Below are 25,236 nucleotides of genomic sequence, written 5' to 3' on the forward strand. Positions count from 1 at the left end.
TCCATATCTTTAAGGGCCGGGGGTAATTATTTAAAATTGTTGTTCCCCCTTTAGGGGGTTAGGGGGCTACTTATTCTTTTCAGCAAATTCCTGCATTACGTCAATCAGCACATAGATGCTGCTTATTGGCAATGCGTTGTAAATTGAGGCGCGGAAACCACCTACGCTCCTGTGGCCTTTGATACCTACTATACCGCGTTCTTCGGCAAGTTTCAGGAATGGTTTTTCCAACTCAGGGTTTTCCATTACGAAGCATACATTCATTTTTGAACGGTCTTCAACGGCGGCCACTGCTTTGAACAATGGGTTGCGGTCAATTTCTTCGTAAAGTACACGTGCTTTGGTAATGTTTTCCTGCTCAATTGCCGGTACACCGCCTTTTGCTTTTAGCCACTTAAGGGTAAGCATTGATACGTAGATAGCAAATACCGGTGGGGTATTATACATTGAACCACCTTCAATTTGAGTTTGGTAGTTGAACATTGCGGGGATTTTGCGACCGGTTTTACCCAGCAGGTCGTCCTTAACAATAACCAAAGTAACACCTGCAGGACCCATGTTTTTCTGAGCACCGGCATAAATCAAACCAAAATCGGCAACGTTAACCACGCGGCTGAAAATATCTGACGACATATCGCAAACCACCGGAATTGGCGATTTAAAGAACTCCTGTAACTGCGTACCGTAAATGGTATTGTTAGAAGTAATGTGAATATAAGCAGCATCAGCCGGGATTTCAAAATCCTTAGGGATGTAAGTAAAGTTGGCCTCTTTTGATGAAGCTACAATTTGTACTTCGCCAAAATACTTGGCTTCTTTTAAAGCTTTGTTAGCCCAAACACCGGTTTCCACATAAGCAGCTTTGCCGCCTTCTGGTAACAGGTTGTAAGGAGCTAAAGCAAATTGGGTGCTGGCACCGCCTTGCAGAAACAATACCGAATAACCTTCAGGAACGTTGAACAATTCTTTTACCAGGGTAACAGCTTCGTCTAAAACGGCCTCAAACTCTTTTGATCGGTGCGAAATTTCAAGCAAAGAGAGTCCAGTACCATTAAAATCAATAACTGCTTCTGAAGCTTGCTTTAAAACTTCGTGTGGTAGAATGCCAGGTCCGGCACCAAAATTATGTTTCATAATATTAACGAATTGTAGGTTCTAAATACACTATTAGGAAGTTTGTATTTTGTTGGGCCGAAGTTAATTAATTTGACAAAATATATAGACATTATTTACATTTTTTGAAAAAATATACAATTAATCAACAAACGGGCCTTTGATTGCAAATAATTAAACCAACCCTACAGGGCTGGTTTAATTATTATCATTATAATAACTTTTAGGGATGTTTGAGTTTTGAAATTGCGGCCACCTGGTTGGCCGACGAGAACACTGAAGTGCCTGCAACAAACACATTTGCTCCTGCTTCTATCAGTTTGGTGATATTGTTGGCATCCACCCCACCGTCAATCTCAATTAACAGACCGGGATTTTTTTGGCACTTAGTGTCCTGAGTTCTTTGATCTTTTTATAGGTATTTTCAATAAAATGCTGTCCGCCGAAGCCGGGGTTAACCGACATGATCAAAACCATGTCCAAATCCGCAAGGATATCTTCCAAAGTAGATACAGGTGTGGCCGGATTAATAGCCACGGCGGCTTTGCAACCTAATTGCTTAATAGCCTGAATGGTGCGGTGCAAATGCGGACAGGTTTCCTGGTGAACAGTAATACTATCGGCACCGGCATCTTTAAATGCCTTAAGATAACGATCGGGGTCAACTATCATCAGGTGAACATCGAGCGGTTTGGAAGCGTGTTTTTTTACTGCGCTTACAACCGGGAAGCCAAAAGAGATATTTGGAACAAACATGCCATCCATAATATCAACGTGGATCCAGTCGGCTTCGCTGTTATTGATCATTTCAATATCGCGTTGCAGGTTGGCAAAATCGGCCGCTAAGATAGATGGTGCTATGAGGTGATTCATATGCAAATATATAAAAGCAGGTAATCTATGGGACTGATAGTGTAATTATTTTTATGATATAATTGTAAAAAAGTGCCTGTCCCAAAATCGCCGTTCTCCATAAAAAAATGAAATCATGCAGACTCCGTTTTTTAACTGTTCCATTTTTTGAGTGTAAAAACATGAAACACATTGAAAATTAAACACACTGATAATCAATAATTTAATATTCCACCCGAAACACCACTAATAGCTGATAATCAAAGAATAAAACTTTTGAGAATAAAAACATGCGTTTCAAAAAGCACTTTCTTTACCCCCGCTTTTGGGTGATTTTTTGGTTGTTTTTCTGATTTTTTTCCTAAAACTTAAAATTGACCGAAAGGTGCTGACAGAACGCCGCCACCAAAAAATGCGGTTAATTTAGCTAAAGCTGAAGGCTTTTAACATACTCAACCACCGGTTACGCTGCGCTAAACCCGCGGCAGCTATTTTAAAATCTAAACCCAATAGATATATAAGGCAACGAGCCTTCTTTTGAAAAGCCCATTACGGCTTCAATCAGCACCAATTGCGCTGGAATAATATACAAACCGCCGCCATACCCATCGTGCCACCTGTCCGATGATTCGCCGGGGACCCATACCCTGCCTATATCATTAAAACCGATTAAACCCAATGAGCCCGGCAACAGGTATGAAGTAAAATCCAATACTTTTAACCGCATCTCCAGGTTGTTATAGGCTATAGTACGACCGGTAAACCTGTTGGTATGAAAGCCGCGGAAGTTTTGCGCCCCGCCTAATTTCATCTGCTGAAAATATGCTGCATTACCTACCGTAGTACCTAACCCGGTGCGGTTAGCAATTACCAATACCGAGTCCTTGTCGGGATTTAAATAGAAACTAAACTCCGATAACACCTGGCCGTAAGTATTGTGACTTCCCGAGCCGCCGCCGCTAAAGCCGCTTACAGTGGTTGTCCATAAAATGCCTTGTGTTGGGATGATCAGTTTATTCCGCGTATCAACCGTTGCATTAGCTGTTAAGCCGCCGTAGACCTTAGTGCCAAATACCTTCTCATCCGGAAACGCGGCATTATAGCCATTCAAAAATCTTTCGGTGTTGTTGGAGGCTTTGCTGTTGTAAAACTGCCCTGCAACGCCGGCGCTCACGTGTAGGTTTCCAAAACTGCGGTGCAGGGAAACGTCGCCGGTAACATAGTCGTAGCGATTACGATAATAGGAGATCTTCCTGTCGTCCTTATTCTCAAAAACAGTGTTATTTCCTATTCCGAAAAAATTGCTGAGGTTGCTTGGCCCGCGCGAAAGCAGGTTAATCTTCAGGTCGTTTTCACCGACGGCTTTTTTCCAGTCGGCGGTATAGGTAAACAAAAATGATTTACGCCCCAGTGAATAATTGGTCAAAAATTCTTCGCGGAAAGCATAGGGTTCCTTGCGAAACCCGTGCCGCTCGTATGAGAAACCTCCAATCAACAAAATGCCAATATCATTACTGTAATTAGCCAGGATAATAGGCTCAAACCTGTCGAACTTAAAGGCAGTTTTATCATAGCTATTTACCGCCGTGTCTGTTGATGTACGGTTTTTAGCCAGCGATGAAGGAGGAAGTACATTTTTTTGATCCGAACGATCATAAATATAGGTTTTGCCTTTATTATTTAAACTGCTGTCTACAGCAAACGTATCCATGCCCTGCCCCCTATCATCCGCACAGTTATGGGTGATGGCGTTGAGCCCGTCACCTTAAATAAATCATCGCCATCAAAACCATACATCCTGATCTCTTTGGTAACATCGGGTTTAAAAGTACGCTGGTAGGTAACCTTATCAACGCTGCCGTCTTTCTTTATCTTATTTATAGTAAGCGTGATGTCACCATTAGTTTCATGAGCCACAGTAAATTTGTCCGTTTTATCACTCGCTGGTACATCTACATATGTGGAGATGAATTTATAATATTCGAGTGCCTGTTTTTGCAGGATGTTGCGCCTCGCTATCATTTTGCTGATGATCTCAGGCCCCGAAAGTTTGTAGATGGTATCGGGCATTAAATGCACCGCTTTTTTGATCAGGTCATCGGTCAGTTTGTTTTGTACATAGGCTATCTGTTCTTTCCAGTCGTCTTCGCTCAACTGGTTCAGGAAATAGCGGTCGAAATAGCGGGCATTGAAATTCCATCCATTGATATCCCTGATCTCGTCACTATAACCCTGAAATTTTGATTTAAGCCATTGATGTGCTACTATCCAGGGCAATACGCCCGAAGTTTTATAGTACACCTGGTCACGGTCGCGCGGAACGGGTTCATATACGGTTTCATGTTTTCCATCTATTTTTTCCCAGCGCCATTGGTCTTCGTGCCTGTCCCAATCGCCCAAAAGCATATCAAGCAAGCGGGCACGCAGCACAATCTTTTGGTCAACACGGTTATCATTGTCATCCTGCAGTTTGCGTTGTACCTTTTCGGTATTATCCGTTTTTTCGGCATCGAGCGGCTCACGCTCTTCAAATAAAAACACCTGATTAGCAAAATCCTTTTGATACTCACCAAAAGCAGGATCATCGGGTACATAAAAAATTTTAGGATTAGAATGCGGAACCCCAAGCGCTTCGGCCAGCGGCGGTACTGTGAGTGCCGAGAATGGATGTGCGGCCGATACCTGATCTTGCAGGATATCTTTGGCTACCGTTGGCCGCAGATCAACAGGCAGACCTTTTTCAGGATACTTTTGAATGGTGCGCAGTACCCATTGCTGGCCGGTAGGATCCTGCAGGCGTAATGATTTTGTTTGCTTCCCCCGCCTCTTTGCAGTATTTTAAGTCCACCCTTTTCGGCGGTAAGGTGAAATACCGGCAAGGTGACGGGTGCCGCCCAAAGCTTGCGGTAATTATCGCCTAAAAAAATTGGTGGGTACCGCTTACATTATTATAAGATGGCTCAATGGCCAGTTTAATACTATCGGCAGGGGTTTGAGCATATGAAATATTGCCGGCTAAGCACAAGCCTGCCGTTAAAAAAAGGATAAAGCGTTGAACAGTTTTTTGCCGCCCATGAGGTTTTGTAAGTAATGCGTCAGTAGAATAATGCATATTACAAAATAGTTTTAATTATACACAGGGAAATTACTTTAAAATGCATGGTGAGCAGCTGTTTAAAAAAACAGAATATTCATTGCCGTTGGTTTTAACCAACGGAATAAAAAGCTAAAAAGTCTTGGCTTCAGCCTAATTATGCAAGCGAATTTGGGCTGAAGCCCTCATGTTGCTACTCATTATTCCGTTGGTTAAAACCAACGGCAATGAAGTTTTATCTACCTCTAAACGATATTCTTCAAGCTTTGACAGTTTCTAAGAAGAATCGAACAAATAAAAACTCCCGCACTATTTTTCCGAATTAACCTAATTACACTAATTTCAAATTTACGCCATTGAAAAATTCGTGTAATTCGATTAATTGAGACAAGTATGAAAAACAATTCGCGTAGAAATTTCTGATCCTATTGTTAAAACTTGATTACTATCTGCCCTGATTAATCAACGCATGCATCACCTGCTCTTTAAGCTGCCTGCTGATTGGCACCTCAAATGTGCCTATATGCAGCATATTTCCTTCTATCGATGTAATTTTATTATTGGCTACAATGTATGACTTATGGGTTTGCATGAATTTACGTGGAGGCAGTTTTTCGGCAAAGGCCCGCAGGGTACTGTGGGTTATAATCTTACGCGCCGGGGTATAAACCTCAACATAGTTTTCCATGCCTTTAATGAACAACACTTCGTCAAAAATTATCTTCTCGAGCTTACCATTGCTTTTAACAAACAGATAATCTACACTATCTGTATTGTTCCTCAAATCAAAGTAATCCTTAGCTTTAAAGGCTGCCTTCATAAAACGCTCAAAAGGTATAGGTTTAAGGAGATAGTCGAGCACATCCAGGTCGAAACCATCAGTAGCATATTCTTTAAAAGCAGTAGTGAAAATCACTTTTGGCGGGTTGGGCAGCGAACGAATAAATTCAACGCCGGTTAAATGCGGCATCTGGATATCCAGGAACAGCAGGTCTACAGGTTGCTGCGCTAACAACGCTCCTAATTCCATAGCATCTTCACATTGCGCTTTCAGGTCGAAAAAGCCAGCTTTTTTAACATAGCCTTCCAGGCCCTTACGGGCAAAGGGTTCATCGTCGGTAATAATGCAGCTGATTAATGCCATCTTCTAAATATTCAATTCAAGTATTGCTGTATAATGATCTTCTTCGCGGCCAGCAGTTAGTTTATGTTTATCCGGATAAAGCAATTGCAGCCTGCGGCTTAAGTTTTCCAAACCAATACCGCTGTAATTATCGGGGGCTTTCATATTCGCGGGTACATCATTATAAACTTTAAAAACAAATCTATTGTCAATAATGCAGCCTTCAATGGCTATTTTATATTCACCACCTATATATTTAAAGGCGTTTTCAACCAGTGGAAGCAAAAGCAGCGGAAAGATGAGCTGATCCGTTAAACATCCTTCAAAATTAACACTGAGCTGCATTTTGCTGCTCGCCCTGATCTGCTGCAGGCGGATATAATTTTCAAGATACTCCAGCTCCTGCTTAACGGGCACTTGCTGGTGTTGGTCATAAAGCTGATAGCGCAACAGGCTCGATAGTAACTCGGTACTCTTTTTTGCGCCGGGCACATCTTCATCCATCTGGAAATAAATAGTATTCAGGGCATTAAATAAAAAATGCGGATGATATTGAGCTTTTAGAAACTTCAATTCAGTTTCCAGCTGGTCGTTGGTTAACTTTTCCAGTTGCATCTTATTATTTACATAAGCCTTTAGCCAGGTACTGCTACGTGCAATTCCATAATAAACAATAGCGTACAAAGTGGGGATCATGTTAATATCAGCCACATCTGCCCAGGGTATTAGCTCATCTATGCCCTGGCTTACGTGCAGAGCCATGACCATCGGAACAAATACGACGTTCACTAATATCAAATTTGCTCCCACCAATATGGCCAACTCCCTAACTACAGCCCCGTAGGATAGCTGTACCGTCCGGTGCCTGTCATAGTACTTAAAAAGCCGTTCAAAAATATAGATTGCCAAATAGCCAACCAATATTGAACAGGCCATTTCAATGCCATTAACATAAAAATCTCTTTCCCAAAAATGCTGACCAATGTCAGTATCATGCAATAGCCTGATGGTAAAATAAACCAGTAGGCCATACAGTGCCGGAAAAATGTACTTCCTGAAAAATTTCATATCAGCAAATTACAAATTTAAGGCAGAAAGAATAGGTTCGGGTTTTGTCTCTACTATCTCCCGGATCGGCACAGTTTTGAGTTTTTCCTTTGGTTTCATACCGAATAAAAACCGGGTTAAAGCATAAGGGCGTACTAACAAATGATAGGTAAGCACCGTTACAAAAAAGGTAATACCCACCGTATAAATATATTTTGATAGGATGCTTTCATTTTGCGTTTGCACAATATAATAGGCAATTAATACAATAACGGTTTGGTGCAATATGTAAAACGGATATACCGCCTGGTTTAAATAATTGAGCGCGTTATGAGGCTTATTTAAATAATGTTTGCCATAGCCAACCAGCGCCAACACCCATCCCCAGGCAATAATTGGGCGCAATGCGGTAAAAGCATAGGAGAATGCGATATTTTGAAAAGGCCAGTGGGGATGCAAGGGTTCGATACCGTTCCAGCGCATTACTTCCCATGTCATCAGGCTTAAAAAACCGATGGTTAAAGCAAAACGGCGGTTGCGCTCAAGGCTATCCATCAGTTTAGATTGAAGGATACAGATAAAACCTGCCAGGAGGAACAATAACCAGTAAACAAAGTAACTGCCATCATGGATCAGGTCGTTGGTTTCGGGCAGGTCCCAACTGGTGAAGGTAAACCAAAGGATTCCGGGCAGCATTAATAGGTAAACCCATTTCCCCCGGGCCAAAATGGCAAGCTTTTGTTTAAAACCATTGCTTTTGGGCGAGATCATCCAGGCAAATAAAGGCGCGAAGATGAGGTCATAAAGAAACAGATAGGCAATAAACCAAAGATGGTGCCAGCTGAAATTGCCTTTGGGATATGGCTGAAAGTTAAATGTACTGGGATAAAAATCCAGGAATGAGCCTTTGTAGCCATTGGCCAATCGTTCCATGTAAATTTGCGGTGGCACAATGATGAACATGCCCACCAAAAGCGGAATAAAAAGACGGCGGAAACGCAAACCGATGAAACTGAGTGTAGAGCGCCGCTGCATCATGTAGTAACTCACGGTACCTGAAATAAAAAAGAGCAGCGGCATGCGAAAAAGGTGCAAAAAGTGATTTGATTCCATCATCAGGTTGCTGGTTTCGTGGTTTTTGATGTGCCAGCCATCCTCAGCAACAAAAGGCATTGCCGAATGAAAAAATAACACCCCCAATATGGATAAGATCCTCAACCAATCGAGGTAGGTTTGACGTTGTGTGGTTTCCATGATTTCTTTTTTATCAAAAGAAGTCACAACCTACCGCCCCATAAAATTACTTTGACCAATGGTAAAAAGCCTTTGACCATTGGTTGAAAACAAGAACATTTCCCACGGCGGCCAGAGGCCGCGTGATAGTTGCCACCCGGCTGGAGCCGAGCGGCGGCGGAGTTTATCCGCTATTTCAAAGGAACAAGCGAGGCGATGAAACCCCTCCCTACACCCTCCCAAGGGAGGGAATCGCACAATCCGGCGCTTTTTCAAATAATCAACTCGTCACAAAAAGATCAACGTAATCAACGCAATCAAAACAGTCAACGGTCAGCCGCGCATAAACGGATTAAAATTCCTTGTACCAATTTCCATCCCTGCCGCCCGGCAGATGGTTTTATCGCCGAACTTGAAATTGATCTGGTCCATGGCCTGGTAAAGTTTGATGCGTTCCTCATTATCCTCAAACAGGTTGATCTGGTAACTGCCCGTACAAAGATCACTCAACCGCACACCTATCAACCTGATGGGCCGGTGCTGGTCCCAGGCCATTTTAAGCAGGTTTTTTACACCGGGAATCAGGATGTGTTCTGCCGCCGTAAGTGCTATTTTTTGCTGTTGGGTATGGGTTTCAAAATTACCGTATCGCAACTTAATAGCCATGCATGATGAAAGCTTATTTTCCCGTCGTAGTTTGGATGACAGCTCTTCGGTCATGGATACTAAAGTAGTTTCAAGTGTGCGGTGATCAGACACATTAGTATGGAAAGTATGCTCGGTGCTGATGGATTTCCTGTCGGAATGCGGAACGATTTCGCTATGATCGATACCATTGGCTTTTTCCCAAAGCGAATGCCCGTATTTACCAAAAACTGTTTCCAGGAAACGGATATTGGTACGTTGCAGATCACCTATTTTTTCGATGCCGTATTGATATAACTTATTGCGGGTACTTTCGCCCAGGCCGGGTATCTTACCAATGTTAAGCGGCGCCAGGAACTTCAGCTCATCACCATGCTTTACAAACATTTGTCCGTTAGGCTTGGCCTGGTTAGTGGCCATTTTGGCTATCGTTTTACCCGATGCCATACCGAAGGATATAGGCAGGCCCGTTTCTTTAATTACTTTCTGCCTAAGTTTGGTGGCTTCATGGTAACAATCAAAAAAACGGTCCATACCGGTGTAATCAATGTAAAACTCATCAACCGATGTTTTTTGATACAGGGGTACCGTATCGTGAATGATCTGCGTAACCTCGCGTGAGGCTTCGCCATAGCGCCCGTGCGAACCGCGAATAAGAATGGCATGCGGACAAAGCTTTAAAGCTTGCCGGGTAGGCATAGCCGAATGCACACCAAAAGCCCTCGCCTCATAACTGCAGGAAGCCACAACTCCCCTTTCGGCCGAGCCCCCTATGATCACAGGCTTACCGATCAGTTCAGGATGAAACTTCCGCTCTACTGAAACGAAGAACGAATCAAGATCGATATGAACAATATAACGTTTAGCTTCCACATACCAAAAATGCTAACATTTTTTGTATTTTGCTAATTTTATTAGCATATTTGACATATAGAAATTGTGAAGCAAATGAGTATATATGAAGACTACCTGCTGTTATTATCGCCTCCCGACACGGTGAAGCATGAGATTGCGCGTTACAAAAAGGCATCGGCGAGGCTTATTGGCAGTTACCAAAGCATGGATTCGCCTGCTCATATCTCTATACAACACCTGGAGAGGCAAAAGCCCTTTATGGCCGATAAAAACCTGGAATTGATGGAACAGGCCCTGAATACCATGCCACCGGTATTGCTGCATATGGATGGTTTTTATCATTTTACCCACTTGCACAGCCGCATGACCATTTATGCCAACATCCGCGCAACACCCGCTACCGACGAATGGTTTAACACCTTAAAAAGAAGCTGCGCATTAAAAAAATCTTATCCCACATGTAACGGTTGTGCGTGATATTGCCGAAAAAGATTTCGACACACTTTGGCCGCATTTTAAGCATAAAAAATTGGTGGAGCCTTTTTGGATCAAAGAACTTACCATATTGAAACGCGATACACTTGACGCCTTTGCCAAATGGGATAAGTTTAAAACTTTTGAATTTAAAAACATGACCGGCCCCGGCTATACCCGCGATGAACTGGAACTACTTAAAGCCGGCGACCCTGATCAGATCAATTTATTCATTTAAAATTTAACAATCATGGACTACGCATTTTATCATTTTATCCTCCCGATACCTGATCATGTAGATGTTATGATCCGGAAATTAAAAAGCGAAGCAAAACGTGTTATCGGTAATTATCCCAGCATGCATGCCCGGTCGCATATCACCATAAACAATTATCCGCGCAAACCGCTTGATGTAGACGTTCAGGGCTTCTCGTTTTTGAGCCGTAAACTTAGTTTGCTGCCTCCCGTTGTTTTTGAAACAGATGGATTTGATTGCTTTAATGAGAGTAATGACTATAACAAAACCATTTTTGCCAGGCTTAAGCTCACCGAACAAAATAAATATTGGATTAAACTATTGAAGGGTATTGTTGGCGATAGCAGTACCATACCTCATATTACCATAGCAAGGGCCATAACGCCCGAACAATTTAACCTGCTTTGGCCCTATTTTCAAAAAAGGGAAATGAAGGTAAAATTTGTTGTGAACCGGCTTACTATTTTAAAAAATTTGTTGCTTGATCTCGACCAACATGCCAAAACTTATCGGGAATTTGAATTTCGGGGAGATGAAAACGTGTTAACGAAGTATGATAACCTGGCAATAGCAAGGCAAATTAAAAATTATCCATCTATAAATCAACAGATAAGCCTTTTTTAACATTTTCTTAACCATAAACGCTACCTTTTTCTATATTTGCGCCGGGGTAAGTCTTTTACGGCCAGCTCCTCTTGAACTCCCCCAGGGTGGGAACACAGCAAGGGTAGAGAGTTGAGCGGCGCGATAAAAGTAGCTTACCCTTTTTTATTTTCTTATTTTTGCCGCACCGGCAAAAATGCCCCGAACCTGCACAGGTTCATGATTTCTTAAATTTCATAAAGTACATCAAATGCTTGATATATTTATTATTGGCGGTGGCCCGATAGGTTTAGCTTGCGGACTTGCTGCTCAAAAAGCCGGTTTAAGTTTCGTAATTGTCGAAAAAGGCACGCTTGTAAATTCATTGTACAACTATCCCGCTACCATGACGTTTTTCTCCACATCTGAGAAATTGGAGATCGGCGGCGTTCCCTTTGTTACTGTACATAACAAGCCTACCCGCAATGATGCTTTGGAATATTATCGCCGCGTAGCACTTTCAAATAACTTGCCCATTCATCTTTTTGAAGAAGTTACTGAAGTAAAGCCGGAAAATGGCTTTTACACCATCACCACAAAAAAGGCAACCTACCAGGCTAAAAACGTGATCCTTTCAACCGGCTTTTATGATATCGCGGTAAATCTTGATATCCCCGGCGAAAACCTTCCCAAAGTAAAACACTACTACCAAGACCCTCATTATTATACCCTGCAAAAAGTGGTGGTAGTTGGCTCAAGCAACTCGGCCATTGATGTGGCCCTGGAAACCTACCGTAAAGGTGCCGAGGTAACACTGGTGATCCGCGGCAGCGAGGTAAGCAACCGGGTTAAATATTGGGTAAGGCCGGATATTATTAACCGCATCAAAGAAGGAAGCATTAAAGCCTATTTCAATTCAAACCTCGAAGCCATCCGCGAAAATGAAGTCGATATTCAAACCCCGGAAGGCTTGATCACCATTCCCAACGATTTTGTAATGGCGATGACGGGCTACAAGCCCAATTTTGAGTTCCTGAAAAAGCTCGGTATTATTCTTTCTGAAGATAAATTTATTCCGCAATACAACCCCGAAACCATGGAAACAAATATGCCTGGTTTATACCTTGCAGGTGTGGTTTGCGGCGGCCTTGATACCCATCTTTGGTTCATCGAAAACTCGCGCATTCACGCTGATATGATCATCAATGATATTGTTGAAAAGAAATGAATGGTTGATTGGGTTGATTAGGTGAATGGTTATTGCTGTAAATCTGCGAGTTACAACAACAAACCAACCACTCGTTCAATAAACTTAATCAACCATTCACCAACCAACAAATAATCACATTTTTTTCTTGTATAAATAAAATTTTATAGCCTAATTTGCAGCAAATTAAAAACACAGTAATTCAACAAAAAAATGAATACACCAAGCTTAAATAAGCCCGCTACAAGAGCAAATTTTGCTCCGGTTGCTGCTGCCTTGGGTTCAACTGTTTTTTTAAACTGCCCTCTCCGACGAAGGACCTACATGCCACGGGTTTGAATTAATTTTTCTCCTGTCCACACAAAAAGAGTTTTTTAAACGTCTTTTTAAAAAAACCATCTAATTATTTAAGGCTTATAAAGCCAATTAATTTCACGGTAATTATCTATTTAAATGACAATACAAGATTTTGATATTCAGGTTGCTACTGCACAGCATGTAGATTATGCCACTATGATTTGCGATGAGATGGCCGAATCGGCCAAGGCGCGCGGAACTGGTATAGCTACACGCTCGCCCGAATACGTTGCTAATAAAATGCTGGAAGGCAAGGCTGTTATAGCCCTGCATAAAGACGGTACCTGGGCCGGTTTCTGCTATATTGAAACCTGGAGCCATGGCGACTTTGTTGCTAACTCGGGACTTATTGTTAATCCGCAGTTCCGTAAGGCGGGATTGGCAAAAGCCATCAAACACCGAATTTTCCAGTTATCGCGTACCAAATACCCTAATGCCAAAATATTTGGGTTAACAACCGGTTTGGCGGTAATGAAGATCAACTCGGAGCTTGGTTACGAGCCCGTTACCTATTCAGAACTAACCCAGGACGAAAACTTTTGGGCCGGCTGCAAAAGCTGCGTAAACTTTGACATTTTAACCAGCAAAAACCGCAAAAACTGCATGTGCACCGCCATGCTTTTTGATCCTGCCGAAAAACAAAAGGAATACGAGGAGAAAATGCAGCGCATTACGCACAAAGCGACTTTGCTTGAGCGTATTGAGAACGCCATAAAGAAACGTATAAAACATGATGTTTAGGATTTAGGTAAAAGGTTAACACCTGTAAATTAATAAAACAGATCACCATAATTGATAAGTAAAGCTTTAAGCCTTGTGCCTTTAGCTTTAAGCTCACCAAAAACATGAAGAAAAAAGTAGTATTAGCTTATAGCGGAGGTTTAGATACCTCTTTTTGCTGTATTTATTTAACACAGGACCTTGGTTATGAGGTTCACTCGGTTATTGTAAATACCGGCGGTTTTAGCGAGGAAGAGTTAAAAGGCGTTGAAGAACGCGCTTATAAAATGGGCGTTACTTCTCACCATGTGGTTGATGAAACCGAAAACTTTTACAATACCTGCGTACGCTTTTTAATTTACGGCAATGTATTAAAAAACAACACCTATCCGCTATCGGTAAGCGCCGAGCGCGTAAGCCAGGCTACAGCTATTGCTAACTACGCTAAAGAAATTGGTGCTGAATTTGTTGCCCATGGCAGTACAGGCGCAGGTAATGACCAGGTGCGTTTCGACATGATCTTTAACATCCTTGTACCTGAAGTAAAGATCATCACCCCTATCCGCGACCTGAAACTAAGCCGCGAAGAAGAGATAGAATACCTGAAAAAACATGGTGTTGATATGAACTTCGAGAAAGCCAAATACTCTATCAACAAAGGGATCTGGGGTACATCAGTAGGTGGTAAAGAAACTTTGACTTCAAACCTTGGCCTGCCAGAAGAAGCATGGCCTACACAGGTAACTGCTTCTGAAGTAAAAGATCTTGTGCTTACTTTTGAAAAAGGCGAGTTGGTAGCCATCGGTGATGAAAAATACGATCATCCAACAAAAGCTATCCAGGCCTTACAGGCTATTGCTCAGCCTTATGGCATTGGCAGGGATATTCACGTTGGTGATACCATTATCGGTATTAAAGGCCGTGTAGGCTTTGAGGCCGCCGCTCCTATGGTGATTATTAAAGCTCACCATACTTTAGAGAAACATGTGCTAACCAAATGGCAGCTTTCATGGAAAGATCAGTTATCATCTTTCTATGGCAACTGGCTGCATGAAGGTCAGTTTCATGACCCGATCATGCGCAATATCGAGGCCTTTTTAACCGATACTCAGAAAAACGTTACAGGTAAAGTATTTGTTCAGTTGCACCCATATCGCTTCCAGGTGGTAGGCATTGAATCACCATACGATCTGATGTCGAACAAGTTTGGCAGCTACGGCGAAATGAACAACGCCTGGAGCGGCGAAGACGTTAAAGGGTTCTCCAAAATATTTGGTAACCAGGTAATGATCTATCATAAAGTAAACAGCCAAAATGATTAATACGGCGTTTTCAAAAGGTGACTGCTTAAAGCACTATAACTGGGGCGATGATTGTCATGGCTGGACTTTCATTGATACAGACGCGTTATCTGTTAAACAGGAGTTAATGCCACCAGACACTGCCGAACAATTGCATTACCACGAGAAAGCCACGCAGGTATTTTTTATTTTAAAGGGCCGTGCTACATTTTCGATAGACGGCGAGGTTACGGTATTGAAGCCCGAACAGGGTATCGAGATCCATCCGGGTCAAAAGCATTTCATCAGCAATAACGACCGGAGCGACCTCGAGTTTATTTTATATTCATATCCATCTACAAATAATGACAGAATTGAAATCAAATAAGGTGCGTGCAGGCATAATTGGCGGAGCAGGGTACACCGGTGGCGAAATGCTCCGGATCCTGATCAACCATCCTCACGTGGAGATAGCTTTTGTTCATAGCAACAGCAACTCGGGTAACTATGTTTACCAGGTACATACCGACCTGTTTGGTGATACCGATCTGAAATTCGCTGCCGAATTATCTACAGATATTGACGTGTTATTCCTTTGCGTTGGTCACGGTGACGCCAAAAAGTTCCTGGAAGCAAACGTTATCCCCGATTCGGTTAAGATCATTGACTTAAGCCAGGATTTCAGGCTGAACCAAAACTCAACATTAAACGGTAAAAGCTTTGTTTACGGCTTGCCGGAGTTAAACCGTGAGGCTATTAAAACAGCCTCTAATATTGCTAACCCCGGTTGCTTTGCTACCTGTTTGCAATTGGGTTTACTTCCACTGGCTTCAAAAGGTTTGCTAAACAACGAAGTACACGTTACTGCTACAACAGGTTCAACCGGTGCAGGACAAAGTTTATCGCCGACCTCACACTTTACCTGGCGTAATGATAACCTTTCTGTTTACAAAGCATTCAGTCACCAGCATTTAAATGAGATCGGTCAGTCGTTAAGGCAGTTGCAAGCCGGTTTTGATAAGGCTATCAACTTTATTCCTTACCGTGGCGACTTTACCCGAGGCATTATTGCTTCAATTTATACTGAGAGCGATTTGAGCGAGGAAGAAGCATTAGCACTTTACCAAAGCTGCTACGATGGGCATCCTTTTACGCATGTCACCAATCGCAATATTGATTTAAAGCAAATTGTAAACACCAATAAATGCTTTATCCAGGTAAAAAAACACGACAACAAAATATTCATTATCAGCATAATGGACAACTTACTTAAGGGCGCTTCCGGCCAGGCAGTACAGAACATGAACTTATTGTTCGGGCTGGACGAACGCGCAGGCTTACGACTTAAGGCGATCGGCTTTTAGAAGAGCTGCTCGCCGAATTCTGAAAGTTCTGTTATTAATTAAGTACTAAATTTTTATACCATTTAAGAAATGAAATTATTTGATGTTTATCCTATAAATCCAATTAATATAGTTAGGGGCCAGGGCAGTTTAGTTTATGACGCTCACGATACTGAATACCTTGACATGTATGGTGGCCACGCCGTAATTTCTATCGGTCATACCCATCCAAACTACGTAAAACGTTTAGAAGATCAATTGCATAAACTTGGCTTTTATTCTAATTCTATCGAGATTCCTATTCAAAAAGAGTTAGCTCAAAAGTTGGGAAAAGTTTCAGGCAAGGAAGATTACCAGTTATTTCTGTGCAACTCCGGTGCCGAGGCTAATGAGAATGCTTTAAAACTGGCTTCTTTTTACAATGGAAAAAGAAAGTAATTGCATTCAGCAAATCGTTCCACGGCCGTACCTCATTGGCTGTGGCGGTTACTGACAACCCGAAGATCGTCGCTCCTATCAACGAAACTGATAACGTGATTTTTTTGCCATGGGCCGATGAAGCAGCGCTGGAAGAAGCATTCAAAAACAACGAAATCACTTCAGTAATTATCGAAGGTATTCAGGGTGTTGGTGGTATCCAGGTTGCACCAGAGGGCTTCCTGCAAAAGATTCGCTCACTGTGCGATGAATATAATGCAGTATTCATTGCCGATTCTGTACAATGCGGTTACGGCCGTACAGGTAAATTCTTTTCGCATGATTTTGCCGGTGTTAATGCTGATATCTACAGTATGGCTAAAGGCATGGGTAATGGTTTCCCTGTGGGAGGTATCATCATTTCGCCTAAAATACAGCCGGTATATGGCATGTTAGGTACTACTTTTGGTGGGAACCATCTGGCTTGCGCTGCAGGTTTAGCCGTTCTTGAAACTATGGAACAGGATAACCTGTTGCAAAATGCTGCTGAAGTTGGCGGCTACTTAATAAAGGAGCTTAACAAGCTGGAACAGGTTAAAGAAGTTCGTGGCCGTGGTTTAATGATCGGTATAGAATTGCCCGAAGAATTGGCCCATGCCCGTAAAGAACTGTTAAACAAGCACCATATATTTACTGGTGAAGCTAAACCAAACGTGATCAGGTTATTACCTGCTTTGAACTTAACTAAAGCTCATGCCGATAGGTTCCTGGAAGCTTTTGTAAATGTATTGAATCAATAGACGCCCCTCTAAATCTCCCCTAAAGGGGAGACTTAAAAAAATAGATGACAGAAAACACACCAATTAATTGTAAAGTTCATGAAACTATTCTCTTCTGTTAATGATGTTGCTGATGTTAACGCACTTGTAAAAGAGGCATTGGCGCTTAAGCAGGATCCCTTTGCCCACCAAAAGCTTGGTAAAAATAAAACACTTGCATTAGTGTTTTTAAATCCAAGTTTACGTACCCGAATGAGTACACAAAAAGCTGCTATCAATTTGGGCATGAATGTAATGGTGCTCAATATCGATAAAGAAGGCTGGGCACTTGAACTGCGCGACGGCGTGATCATGGATGGCACTACTGTTGAGCATATCCGTGAAGCCGCAGGCGTTATGGGCCAATACGCTGATATTATTGGCGTTCGTTCGTTCCCTGGCTTAAGGAACCGTGAGGAAGATTACAGCGAAATGATTTTCAATAAGTTTGTTGAATTTTGCAAAGTGCCGGTTGTGAGCCTGGAATCAGCTACCCGCCACCCGCTGCAAAGTTTGGCCGACTTGATCACTATTGAAGAGCTGAAAACAACAGCGCGTCCTAAAGTGGTTTTAACCTGGGCGCCGCATATCAAACCTTTGCCGCAGGCTGTTCCTAACTCATTCTCGGAGTGGATGTGCAAGGCGGATGTCGACTTTACTATCGTGCAGCCTAAAGGATATGAGCTTTGTACCGATTTTACCCAGGGTGCAAATATCTCTTATGATCAGGATGAGGCTTTAGCCGGCGCGGATTTCATCTACGTAAAAAACTGGTCGGCGTATGAGCCTTATGGCAATATATTAGGCAAACACGAAGAGTGGATGCTTACTAACAAAAAGCTGGAGCAAACCAACAATGCCAAAGTAATGCATTGCTTACCGGTGCGCCGTAACCTGGAGCTCTCTGACGAAATATTAGACGGGCCAAACTCAATCGTTGTACACGAAGCCGGCAACCGTGTTTGGGCTGCGCAAGCTGTGCTCAAACAGATGCTGGAAAGTTTGTAAGTAATTGTTGTTCATATAAAAGCAAGAATCAAAGCAAATCTGTCTTGGTTCTTGCTTCTTCTCGTCTTAAATCTTTCCTCCCGATGTATACGCCAAAACATTTCCAGTTAACGAATGAGCAGGAAGCAATCAGCTTTATGCAGCGCTATAGCTTTGCAACAATTGTAACAGCTACTGATAACGTTCCGTTTGCTACGCATCTTCCCTTCCTGGTAAGCAAACGCGATGATAAAATTGTTTTGTCGTCTCATTTCGCCAAGGCCAACCCGCAGGCTGCTGAAATTATTGGAAAGGAAATATTGGTGATCTTTACTGAGCCTCACGCTTATATCTCACCCAAACATTACGAAAAGGGAACCAACGTACCTACCTGGAATTATATCGCGGTACACGCTTACGGCAAAGCAACAATCCTGCCTGAAGGCGAACAAACAGCCAAGCTGTTAGCACAGATGATCGGTAATTATGAGGCCGATTATCTTACCCAATGGAACAATTTACCAGACGAATATAAGCAACGGATGATGAAAGGTATAGTAGCCTTCGAAATCATAGTTGACGACCTGCAAGGCAAACAAAAACTTAGTCAAAACCGTAGCGAAACGGAACGGGAAAACATCATCAATGCATTAGGCAAAAGTACGGACACTACTGAAGCGGAGATTGGCAAATACATGTCGCGTCTTAAATAATATCCTACCGGGTTACGCTGCACCAAACCCGCGCAGCATGGTTTATTCTTCTATCTTTTTAGAAGCGCTGTTTATCATTCTGTTCAACGTCAATCCCTGAACTATTACCGAAAATATCACAATAAAATAACTGCCGGACAAAATCAGGTGCCGGTATGGCGTATTGGGTAAAGACAACGCAAGGGCTATAGATATAGCCCCGCGCAGACCGGCCCAGGTCATAATGTTGATATTGCTATAGTTCACTTTAAGAGTATGCCTTAAAAACGTTAGCGGCAGCATAATACTCAGCCAACGGGCTATTAAAACTGTAACTATAGAAAGGCTTCCCGTTACCCAGTAATTATTTACAAAAGGCAGGTTAACGAGTTGCAAGCCAATCATTACAAATAAAATGGTGTTCAGTATCTCATCAACCAGCTTCCAGAATTTCTCCAGTGCCTCGTGCGACCGTTCTTTATTATCCTGGTTAATAGATTGGCTCCCGGCAAACAGTCCCGCTGTAACAACCGACAATGGAATTGAAAAATCAAGCAAAACTGCCAATACGGATAAACCCATTACTAAGGCCAGCGAGATCAATACGATAGTCTGAAAATCCTTAACCGAGCGCATCAACCGGTGAGCGACATACCCTAAAATTCCCCCGGCTACTATCCCGCCAATAATTTCTTTAACAATAAGCGCTACAACCTTAGCCAGTTCAATTTTCTCTTCTCCTACCCGCGCCACCTCCAGGATGATCACAAACAGGATCAGCCCTATCCCATCATTAAAAAGCGATTCGCCCGAAATAATAGTTTCAAGATTGGCAGGTAACTTTGAATTACGGATAATGGCTGCAACCGCCACCGGATCGGTGGGTGAAATCAAAGCGCCGAACAACAGGCAATAGATCAGCGGCATATGGATATGAAAAAACGGGGCTACATAAAATAACAGGCATCCAAACACCGCAGTCGAAATAACAACCCCCAATGTGCTTAGTACAAATACGGGGCGCATTTCTCTCTTCAGCTTCCGGCCATCTAAGTTAAATGAGCTTGAAAAAAGCAAGAAACCAAGCAGCACATTCAATACCGCTTTTGAAAAGTTGATATTTTTGGCAAGTGTACCCAGGTAATCGGCAATTGATGAGTCAACTTTATCAACAATAAGTATCGATATAGAAGCAATTGTTGCCAGTAACACGATACCAATAGTGCCCGGCAATTTAATAAACCGCGCATTAAGGTACGAGAAAACCGCGCTGACAATAACCAATAAAGCAATTACAACAAACAGATCCATAAATACTTACAAGTAAGGATTCAAAAGGATTATTGTTTGCTTTTATCTCGATTCGGGATCCGTCATTCGGGTTTCGGTATCAAAATACCGTACAATAAGTCGGTTGTCGCTATTTTTGGTGAAATAGTTGATGGCCCAGCTAAAAAATATGATACCCTTATTGGTAAAGCCTGCCAGCGACATGATGTGTACAAATCCCCATACCAGCCAGGCAAAAAATCCCTGGAAATGAATTTTTCCTAAGTCGGCCACGGCTTTATTTCGGCCTATGGTTGCAAGCGAACCTTTATCCCTGTATTTAAAGGGGACCAACGGTTTACGGTCGAACATTCGGTACACGTTCTCACCCAGATTTTGTCCTTGCTGGATAGCTACCGGTGCAACTCCCGGATGCCCGTTTGGATATTCTGTCCGTAATCATAGCGGCAACATCACCTATGGCATAAATATTTTCGTAACCTTTTACCTTATTAAATTCATCAACCAGGATGCGGTTACCCCGCGCTATATTATCGGCAGAAATACCTTCAGGAAATTCCCCCTTTACTCCTGCCGCCCAAAGTACATTACGGGTTAACAGCGATGTGCCGTTATCTATCTTGAGTTCATAGCCATTATAGCTTTCCACGTGTGCGCTGTTATAAATGGTTACGTCCATATCCTGCAAAAACTTTTTGGCCTTGGCCCTCGCCCCCGGCGAAAACGCGGCCAACAGTTCCGCTTTACCTTCAACAAGGTAAACACTCATGCTATGTTTACGTAAGCCATGGTAATCCTTCATTAATATCAACTCGCGCATTTCGGCAAGTGCACCAGATAGTTCCACACCGGTTGGGCCGCCGCCAACAACTACAAAGGTCATTAACGCTGCTTTTTCTTCCGGGTCTTTAGATACGAGCGACATTTCGAGGTTTTGGAGGATCAGGCTCCTTAAGTTTAAGGCCTCCGGGATATTCTTCATCGGCATAGCAAAATGCTCTATCTCTTTATTACCAAAAAAGTTGGTATTGGAGCCGGTAGCTATAGCAAGGTAATCGTAATAAATGGTACCGATATCAGTATCAAGCGTATTAGTTTCGGGATTGATCTTTTGCACTTCAGCAAGCGCGAAGCGAAAATTCTTTTGCCTGGTAAAGATCCGGCGCAATGGAAAGCCAATTGAATCGGCAGCTATGGAGCCCCCCGCCACCTGGTACAACAAAGGCTGAAACGTGTGATAATTATGCTTGTCAATCATCAGTACATCAACGGGCGCATCTTTTAGTTTTTTAGCTAAATGGATCCCGCCAAATCCTCCGCCTATAATTGCCACCCGCGGCCTGGTATTCTTTTTTTGCTCCATAGATAGTTATAAGCAAGGATAATGCCTTAAAGTTTTCCAATATTACTAATTCTTTCATAATCAAATTGTAAACTTAAACTGCAAGTCCCATTATTCATTTTTAAATCAATTTTTGAAAAAACACGCTATATTTTCGTAATTTTAACAGTTTTCCGCTTAAAAAAGTGGAAATTTGGCACTAAAAGAGTTATATTAACAGCTGGAATGAATAAAATTGATACAGATCATATCAAAACGGGTAAATTACCATCAAATAAGAGCCTTTATATAATCAAAATAGGTGGAAACGTTATTGATAACTCTGAAAACCTATATCATTTTTTAAAGGACTTTGAAGCGCTCGACGGCCTGAAGATCCTGGTACACGGCGGTGGAAAAGTGGCCACACAAATGGCCGAAGATTTAGGTATTGAATCGAAAATGGTTGATGGCAGGCGCATCACTGATATTGAAACGCTGAGGGTGGTCACCATGGTTTATGGAGGCCTCATCAATAAAAATATTGTAGCCCAGTTGCAGCGTTTTGGCAACAACGCCATAGGCCTGACCGGTGCCGATGGCAACTTTATTAAAGCGGTTAAACGGCCGGTAAAAACTATTGACTATGGTTTTGTGGGCGATATTGTTAAAGACTCTATTAGCCCCGAAAATATAAGCCGGTTGATGGAAGCAGGCTTTACCCCCGTTTTCTGTGCTATAACGCATGACGGCGAAGGGCAGCTGCTAAATACAAATGCAGATACCATTGCTTCGGCATTGGCGGTATCGTTATCGGGATTATATGAAACCACCCTCATATACTGCTTTGAAAAAAAGGGTGTGCTAAAGGATATTAATGACGAAGAATCGCTGATCAGGGAAATTAACCCGCAGCACTACGAGGAACTAAAAGTGGAAAGGATAATACACAGTGGTATGCTACCTAAACTTGACAACGCTTTTACCGCAATTACTTGTGGTGTAAAGGCAGTAATTATTGGCAAATCAGATGATCTGGGCCAATTGAAAGATAACAAACCATTTGGAACACGTTTAACAAAAAACGCATGAACGCACAACAGCATATTTCAATATTAGGCTCCGGTAACATAGGGCTTTCATTAGCCAAAGGTTTGGTTAAAAAGGGTATTTGTAAACCCCAGCAAATATCATTAACCCGTCGTAACGTAGCTGCGCTGGCTCAATATGCCGAGCAGGGGTATCATGTGTCAGACAATAACCTGCGTGCTGTACGCAAAGCCGATATTATTGTGCTGGCCGTACTGCCGCAACAACTCAATAAACTGTTAGACGAGATCAAACCTTCGTTAAAGCCAGATAAGCAATTATTGATCTCAGTTATCTCTGGTGTTAGCTGTGCCGATATCCGCCAGCACCTTGACCTAAATGTACAGGTGATCAGGGCAATGCCGAACACCGCGATCGCGATAGGCCACTCCATGACCTGTATCGCTACAGATAACGGCACCAATAAAAACATCAACATGACCAAATCATTGTTTGATACGGTTGGTGTAACTATCCAGATCAATGAAGAATTGATGACCTCGGCCACAGCGCTTTGTGCCTGTGGTATCGCTTTCTTTTTAAGGTCGATCCGCGCTGCTTCACAAGGAGGAACAGAGATTGGCTTTCACGCGCATGACGCTTTAAAGATGGCAGCCCAAACAGCCAAGGGAGCGGCCGACCTGCTGCTGCAACTGGCGTCGCACCCCGAGCAGGAAATTGATAAGGTAACCTCACCAAGCGGCTGTACTATTGCCGGCTTAAATGAAATGGAGCACCACGGTTTCAGCTCGGCCATGATCAAGGGCATCCGTTTATCTGCCGAAAAAGCAGGCGATTTGTATAAAAAGGATAGTTAATTAAGCGAAAAGCTTAAGGCCGAAGGCTCAAAGCTTTTAATCATTATATTTCAATCGTTTTGATAGCGTATATCAAAATGAGTTATTTTTAAAAAAGCAGTTCAGATACAAGCTATTTACATTCAACCAATTAATAAATAGCTACAACAATTGATATGGTTATGGTATTTGACTGCTGATCTTTTCAATATAAAATGTTAACAGTAGAAAAAATTGGCGGTACATCCATGACCGCTTTGGGTGATGTGATAAAAAACATTATCCTGTTTAAACGCAGCGGGGAACAACTTTACAACCGCATATTTGTAGTATCGGCATTTTCGGGGGTAACCAACCTCCTGCTCGAAAACAAAAAGACAGGCGCGCCGGGCGTATATCACAAGCTTGCCAATTATAAGGACTTCCATACGCCGTTAAAACAATTAATTACGCGTTTAAAGCAGATCAATAAAACTTATGAAGCCCTTGGCTTGAATATAGCCGAAGCCGATAAGTACATTGAAACAAGGATCAACGATGCTCAAACCTATCTGGAGAACCTGGCTAATATTCTGGCATCAGGGTATGTAGGTAAAGAAGGCATTTTACAGGCTGCGAGAGAGATCCTGGCATCTATAGGTGAAAGCCATTCGGCATTTAACTTTACCAATATCCTGCAAAATATGGGTATCAATGCTACTTTGGTTGACCTGAGCGGTTTTCATGACCACCGTGCATTAACCATTGATCAACGCATTAAGAAAGACCTTGCCCATATTGATTTTTCAAAAACCATTACCGTTGTTACCGGCTACGCCAAAGGCACGGAAGGTATTATGCGCGAGTTCGACCGCGGCTATTCGGAAGTTACTTTCAGTAAAATTGCCGTGGCTGTACAACCACAGGAAGCCATCATCCATAAAGAATACCACCTTTGCACTGCCGACCCTCAACTGGTTGGCGTTGAAAACTGTTTTCCGGTAGGTAACACCAACTATGATGTTGCCGATCAGCTGGCCGACGTGGGCATGGAAGCTATCCACCCAAAAGCGTCAAAACCGCTGGAAATAAATGATATCGACCTGCGGATCAAAAACACCTTTCAACCGGAACACCCGGGTACTCTGATTACCCGCGAATATATTTGTGATAAAAAGCGTGTTGAGGTTATCACCGGCACCGATAAGGTGATCATGATCGATATTTACGATCCCTCAATGGTTGGTAACGTAGGTACCGATTTTCATATCATGCAGTTGTTTTACAAGTTTGGCGTTAGCTATAGCTTCAAAGCCACCAGCGCTAACAGCATTTCTATAGTGATATGGGAGAAGGACTACAATAAAAAACTGATTGGCGAACTGGAAGATAATTACGAAAAAGTTGCTGTTGAAAAAATGGCGATGGTTTGCCTGATAGGCTCCAACATGGATCAGCCGGGTTTACTTGCCAAATCCGCAACAGCATTGGCCCAAAAAGGGATCAATATCAAAAGCTGTGGCTTTGCACTAAGAATGGTCAATATCCAATTTTTGATAGCCCGCGAAGATTTCGATGAGGCGATCCGCGCTTTGAATAAAGCAATGTGCTAATTTTTGAGGTGTTTTTGAGGTGAAAGGCGAAAGCTAAAAGGCCAAAGGTTGT

The 25,236-nt window shown here is 42.5% G+C and carries 23 protein-coding genes, 1 other RNA gene and 2 pseudogenes; 15 read left to right on the forward strand and 11 right to left on the reverse strand.

Going from position 1 to position 25,236, the window contains the following annotated elements; all coding sequences use genetic code 11:
• Nucleotides 1–66 precede the first annotated feature (66 nt).
• From serC to dinB, 8 genes and pseudogenes are all read right to left on the reverse strand, one after another.
• Nucleotides 67–1,134, reverse strand: coding sequence for a 3-phosphoserine/phosphohydroxythreonine transaminase (gene serC, locus ACQ86K_RS18320; protein WP_091162690.1), 1,068 nt, complete (start codon nucleotides 1,132–1,134; stop codon nucleotides 67–69).
• A 202-nt stretch (nucleotides 1,135–1,336) separates the two neighbouring features.
• A pseudogene (gene rpe, locus ACQ86K_RS18325) lies at nucleotides 1,337–1,986 on the reverse strand (ribulose-phosphate 3-epimerase).
• A gap of 472 nt (nucleotides 1,987–2,458) precedes the next feature.
• Entirely contained in the window at nucleotides 2,459–3,676 is a 1,218-nt protein-coding gene (locus ACQ86K_RS18330; RefSeq protein WP_431198505.1) for a hypothetical protein, read from the reverse strand.
• Nucleotides 3,658–4,506, reverse strand: a complete 849-nt coding sequence (locus tag ACQ86K_RS18335) for a hypothetical protein (protein WP_431198506.1) — start codon at nucleotides 4,504–4,506, stop codon at nucleotides 3,658–3,660. Before ACQ86K_RS18335 ends, ACQ86K_RS18330 begins: the two co-directional genes overlap by 19 nt.
• Before the next feature lie 998 nt (nucleotides 4,507–5,504).
• Nucleotides 5,505–6,203: a LytR/AlgR family response regulator transcription factor gene (locus tag ACQ86K_RS18340; protein WP_091162688.1), complete on the reverse strand. Its 699-nt coding sequence runs from the start codon at nucleotides 6,201–6,203 to the stop codon at nucleotides 5,505–5,507.
• 3 nt (nucleotides 6,204–6,206) lie between these two features.
• Entirely contained in the window at nucleotides 6,207–7,250 is a 1,044-nt protein-coding gene (locus ACQ86K_RS18345) for a sensor histidine kinase (RefSeq protein WP_091162687.1), read from the reverse strand.
• Between the two features lie 9 nt (nucleotides 7,251–7,259).
• Nucleotides 7,260–8,483 (reverse strand): acyltransferase family protein, encoded by a 1,224-nt coding sequence (locus ACQ86K_RS18350; RefSeq protein ID WP_091162686.1) that lies wholly within the window; start codon nucleotides 8,481–8,483, stop codon nucleotides 7,260–7,262.
• A gap of 312 nt (nucleotides 8,484–8,795) precedes the next feature.
• Entirely contained in the window at nucleotides 8,796–9,980 is a 1,185-nt protein-coding gene (dinB, locus tag ACQ86K_RS18355; protein ID WP_091162685.1) for a DNA polymerase IV, read from the reverse strand.
• Between the two features lie 75 nt (nucleotides 9,981–10,055).
• Here dinB and ACQ86K_RS18360 point away from each other — a divergent pair, with 75 nt between their 5' ends.
• The 12 genes and pseudogenes from ACQ86K_RS18360 (at nucleotide 10,056) to ACQ86K_RS18415 (ending at nucleotide 19,116) form a co-directional block, all read left to right on the forward strand.
• Nucleotides 10,056–10,439: a 2'-5' RNA ligase family protein gene (locus ACQ86K_RS18360; RefSeq protein WP_431198507.1), complete on the forward strand. Its 384-nt coding sequence runs from the start codon at nucleotides 10,056–10,058 to the stop codon at nucleotides 10,437–10,439.
• Nucleotides 10,432–10,674: a hypothetical protein gene (locus ACQ86K_RS18365; protein ID WP_431198508.1), complete on the forward strand. Its 243-nt coding sequence runs from the start codon at nucleotides 10,432–10,434 to the stop codon at nucleotides 10,672–10,674. The genes ACQ86K_RS18360 and ACQ86K_RS18365 overlap by 8 nt, the downstream gene beginning before the upstream one ends.
• A 12-nt stretch (nucleotides 10,675–10,686) precedes the next feature.
• Nucleotides 10,687–11,316 carry a hypothetical protein gene (locus ACQ86K_RS18370; protein WP_091162683.1) on the forward strand — a complete coding sequence of 210 codons (630 nt, stop codon included), beginning with the start codon at nucleotides 10,687–10,689 and terminating at the stop codon, nucleotides 11,314–11,316.
• Between the two features lie 44 nt (nucleotides 11,317–11,360).
• An RNA gene (ffs, locus tag ACQ86K_RS18375) (signal recognition particle sRNA small type) lies at nucleotides 11,361–11,459 on the forward strand.
• An 86-nt stretch (nucleotides 11,460–11,545) separates the two neighbouring features.
• Nucleotides 11,546–12,502: a YpdA family putative bacillithiol disulfide reductase gene (locus ACQ86K_RS18380; RefSeq protein WP_091162682.1), complete on the forward strand. Its 957-nt coding sequence runs from the start codon at nucleotides 11,546–11,548 to the stop codon at nucleotides 12,500–12,502.
• Nucleotides 12,503–12,934: 432 nt separating this feature from the next.
• Nucleotides 12,935–13,579, forward strand: coding sequence for an N-acetyltransferase (locus tag ACQ86K_RS18385; protein WP_090527097.1), 645 nt, complete (start codon nucleotides 12,935–12,937; stop codon nucleotides 13,577–13,579).
• 104 nt (nucleotides 13,580–13,683) lie between these two features.
• A complete protein-coding gene (gene argG, locus ACQ86K_RS18390) occupies nucleotides 13,684–14,880 on the forward strand; it encodes an argininosuccinate synthase (protein ID WP_091162681.1) in 1,197 nt (398 codons plus the stop codon).
• Entirely contained in the window at nucleotides 14,873–15,226 is a 354-nt protein-coding gene (locus ACQ86K_RS18395) for a cupin domain-containing protein (RefSeq protein WP_091162680.1), read from the forward strand. The genes argG and ACQ86K_RS18395 overlap by 8 nt, the downstream gene beginning before the upstream one ends.
• Nucleotides 15,204–16,202 (forward strand): N-acetyl-gamma-glutamyl-phosphate reductase, encoded by a 999-nt coding sequence (argC, locus tag ACQ86K_RS18400; RefSeq protein ID WP_091162679.1) that lies wholly within the window; start codon nucleotides 15,204–15,206, stop codon nucleotides 16,200–16,202. Before ACQ86K_RS18395 ends, argC begins: the two co-directional genes overlap by 23 nt.
• 69 nt (nucleotides 16,203–16,271) lie before the next feature.
• Nucleotides 16,272–17,398 (forward strand): annotated as a pseudogene (locus ACQ86K_RS18405) (aspartate aminotransferase family protein).
• Between the two features lie 78 nt (nucleotides 17,399–17,476).
• Complete coding sequence (locus ACQ86K_RS18410) at nucleotides 17,477–18,424, forward strand: N-acetylornithine carbamoyltransferase (protein WP_091162677.1); 948 nt, start codon at nucleotides 17,477–17,479, stop codon at nucleotides 18,422–18,424.
• An 83-nt stretch (nucleotides 18,425–18,507) separates the two neighbouring features.
• The gene (locus ACQ86K_RS18415; RefSeq protein WP_431198509.1) at nucleotides 18,508–19,116 is read left to right on the forward strand and encodes an FMN-binding negative transcriptional regulator; all 609 of its coding nucleotides are present in this window, start codon (nucleotides 18,508–18,510) and stop codon (nucleotides 19,114–19,116) included.
• A 42-nt stretch (nucleotides 19,117–19,158) separates the two neighbouring features.
• On the opposite strand, the gene ACQ86K_RS18420 is transcribed toward ACQ86K_RS18415, so the two are convergent.
• Genes ACQ86K_RS18420 through ACQ86K_RS18430 form a run of 3 tightly spaced genes read right to left on the reverse strand, consistent with a single transcriptional unit; the run spans nucleotide 19,159 to nucleotide 21,748 of the window.
• Complete coding sequence (locus ACQ86K_RS18420; protein ID WP_129571229.1) at nucleotides 19,159–20,406, reverse strand: cation:proton antiporter; 1,248 nt, start codon at nucleotides 20,404–20,406, stop codon at nucleotides 19,159–19,161.
• Between the two features lie 42 nt (nucleotides 20,407–20,448).
• Complete coding sequence (locus ACQ86K_RS18425) at nucleotides 20,449–20,736, reverse strand: hypothetical protein (protein WP_431198510.1); 288 nt, start codon at nucleotides 20,734–20,736, stop codon at nucleotides 20,449–20,451.
• A 13-nt stretch (nucleotides 20,737–20,749) separates the two neighbouring features.
• Nucleotides 20,750–21,748: an NAD(P)/FAD-dependent oxidoreductase gene (locus ACQ86K_RS18430; protein WP_431198511.1), complete on the reverse strand. Its 999-nt coding sequence runs from the start codon at nucleotides 21,746–21,748 to the stop codon at nucleotides 20,750–20,752.
• Nucleotides 21,749–21,952: 204 nt separating this feature from the next.
• Here ACQ86K_RS18430 and argB point away from each other — a divergent pair, with 204 nt between their 5' ends.
• The 3 genes from argB (at nucleotide 21,953) to ACQ86K_RS18445 (ending at nucleotide 25,184) form a co-directional block, all read left to right on the forward strand.
• Entirely contained in the window at nucleotides 21,953–22,798 is an 846-nt protein-coding gene (argB, locus tag ACQ86K_RS18435) for an acetylglutamate kinase (protein ID WP_431198512.1), read from the forward strand.
• Nucleotides 22,795–23,613 carry a pyrroline-5-carboxylate reductase gene (proC, locus tag ACQ86K_RS18440; RefSeq protein ID WP_090527080.1) on the forward strand — a complete coding sequence of 273 codons (819 nt, stop codon included), beginning with the start codon at nucleotides 22,795–22,797 and terminating at the stop codon, nucleotides 23,611–23,613. Before argB ends, proC begins: the two co-directional genes overlap by 4 nt.
• A 194-nt stretch (nucleotides 23,614–23,807) precedes the next feature.
• Complete coding sequence (locus tag ACQ86K_RS18445) at nucleotides 23,808–25,184, forward strand: aspartate kinase (protein WP_431198513.1); 1,377 nt, start codon at nucleotides 23,808–23,810, stop codon at nucleotides 25,182–25,184.
• The last annotated feature ends 52 nt before the right edge of the window (nucleotides 25,185–25,236 follow it).

The organism is Mucilaginibacter sp. P19, assembly GCF_050632265.1.
GTDB classification, from domain to species: Bacteria; Bacteroidota; Bacteroidia; order Sphingobacteriales; family Sphingobacteriaceae; genus Mucilaginibacter; species Mucilaginibacter gossypii.

What these genes read in the sequence shown, in the direction of transcription:
- serC (WP_091162690.1), bottom strand. Translation starts at nt 1,134, where the DNA reads ATGAAACATAATTTTGGTGCCGGACCTGGCATTCTACCACACGAAGTT.
- ACQ86K_RS18330 (WP_431198505.1), bottom strand. Translation starts at nt 3,676, where the DNA reads ATGGATACGTTTGCTGTAGACAGCAGTTTAAATAATAAAGGCAAAACC.
- ACQ86K_RS18340 (WP_091162688.1), bottom strand. Translation starts at nt 6,203, where the DNA reads ATGGCATTAATCAGCTGCATTATTACCGACGATGAACCCTTTGCCCGT.
- ACQ86K_RS18345 (WP_091162687.1), bottom strand. Translation starts at nt 7,250, where the DNA reads ATGAAATTTTTCAGGAAGTACATTTTTCCGGCACTGTATGGCCTACTG.
- ACQ86K_RS18350 (WP_091162686.1), bottom strand. Translation starts at nt 8,483, where the DNA reads ATGGAAACCACACAACGTCAAACCTACCTCGATTGGTTGAGGATCTTA.
- ACQ86K_RS18360 (WP_431198507.1), top strand. Translation starts at nt 10,056, where the DNA reads ATGAGTATATATGAAGACTACCTGCTGTTATTATCGCCTCCCGACACG.
- ACQ86K_RS18370 (WP_091162683.1), top strand. Translation starts at nt 10,687, where the DNA reads ATGGACTACGCATTTTATCATTTTATCCTCCCGATACCTGATCATGTA.
- ACQ86K_RS18380 (WP_091162682.1), top strand. Translation starts at nt 11,546, where the DNA reads ATGCTTGATATATTTATTATTGGCGGTGGCCCGATAGGTTTAGCTTGC.
- ACQ86K_RS18385 (WP_090527097.1), top strand. Translation starts at nt 12,935, where the DNA reads ATGACAATACAAGATTTTGATATTCAGGTTGCTACTGCACAGCATGTA.
- argG (WP_091162681.1), top strand. Translation starts at nt 13,684, where the DNA reads ATGAAGAAAAAAGTAGTATTAGCTTATAGCGGAGGTTTAGATACCTCT.
- ACQ86K_RS18395 (WP_091162680.1), top strand. Translation starts at nt 14,873, where the DNA reads ATGATTAATACGGCGTTTTCAAAAGGTGACTGCTTAAAGCACTATAAC.
- argC (WP_091162679.1), top strand. Translation starts at nt 15,204, where the DNA reads ATGACAGAATTGAAATCAAATAAGGTGCGTGCAGGCATAATTGGCGGA.
- ACQ86K_RS18410 (WP_091162677.1), top strand. Translation starts at nt 17,477, where the DNA reads ATGAAACTATTCTCTTCTGTTAATGATGTTGCTGATGTTAACGCACTT.
- ACQ86K_RS18415 (WP_431198509.1), top strand. Translation starts at nt 18,508, where the DNA reads ATGTATACGCCAAAACATTTCCAGTTAACGAATGAGCAGGAAGCAATC.
- ACQ86K_RS18420 (WP_129571229.1), bottom strand. Translation starts at nt 20,406, where the DNA reads ATGGATCTGTTTGTTGTAATTGCTTTATTGGTTATTGTCAGCGCGGTT.
- ACQ86K_RS18425 (WP_431198510.1), bottom strand. Translation starts at nt 20,736, where the DNA reads ATGTTCGACCGTAAACCGTTGGTCCCCTTTAAATACAGGGATAAAGGT.
- ACQ86K_RS18430 (WP_431198511.1), bottom strand. Translation starts at nt 21,748, where the DNA reads ATGGAGCAAAAAAAGAATACCAGGCCGCGGGTGGCAATTATAGGCGGA.
- argB (WP_431198512.1), top strand. Translation starts at nt 21,953, where the DNA reads ATGAATAAAATTGATACAGATCATATCAAAACGGGTAAATTACCATCA.
- proC (WP_090527080.1), top strand. Translation starts at nt 22,795, where the DNA reads ATGAACGCACAACAGCATATTTCAATATTAGGCTCCGGTAACATAGGG.
- ACQ86K_RS18445 (WP_431198513.1), top strand. Translation starts at nt 23,808, where the DNA reads ATGTTAACAGTAGAAAAAATTGGCGGTACATCCATGACCGCTTTGGGT.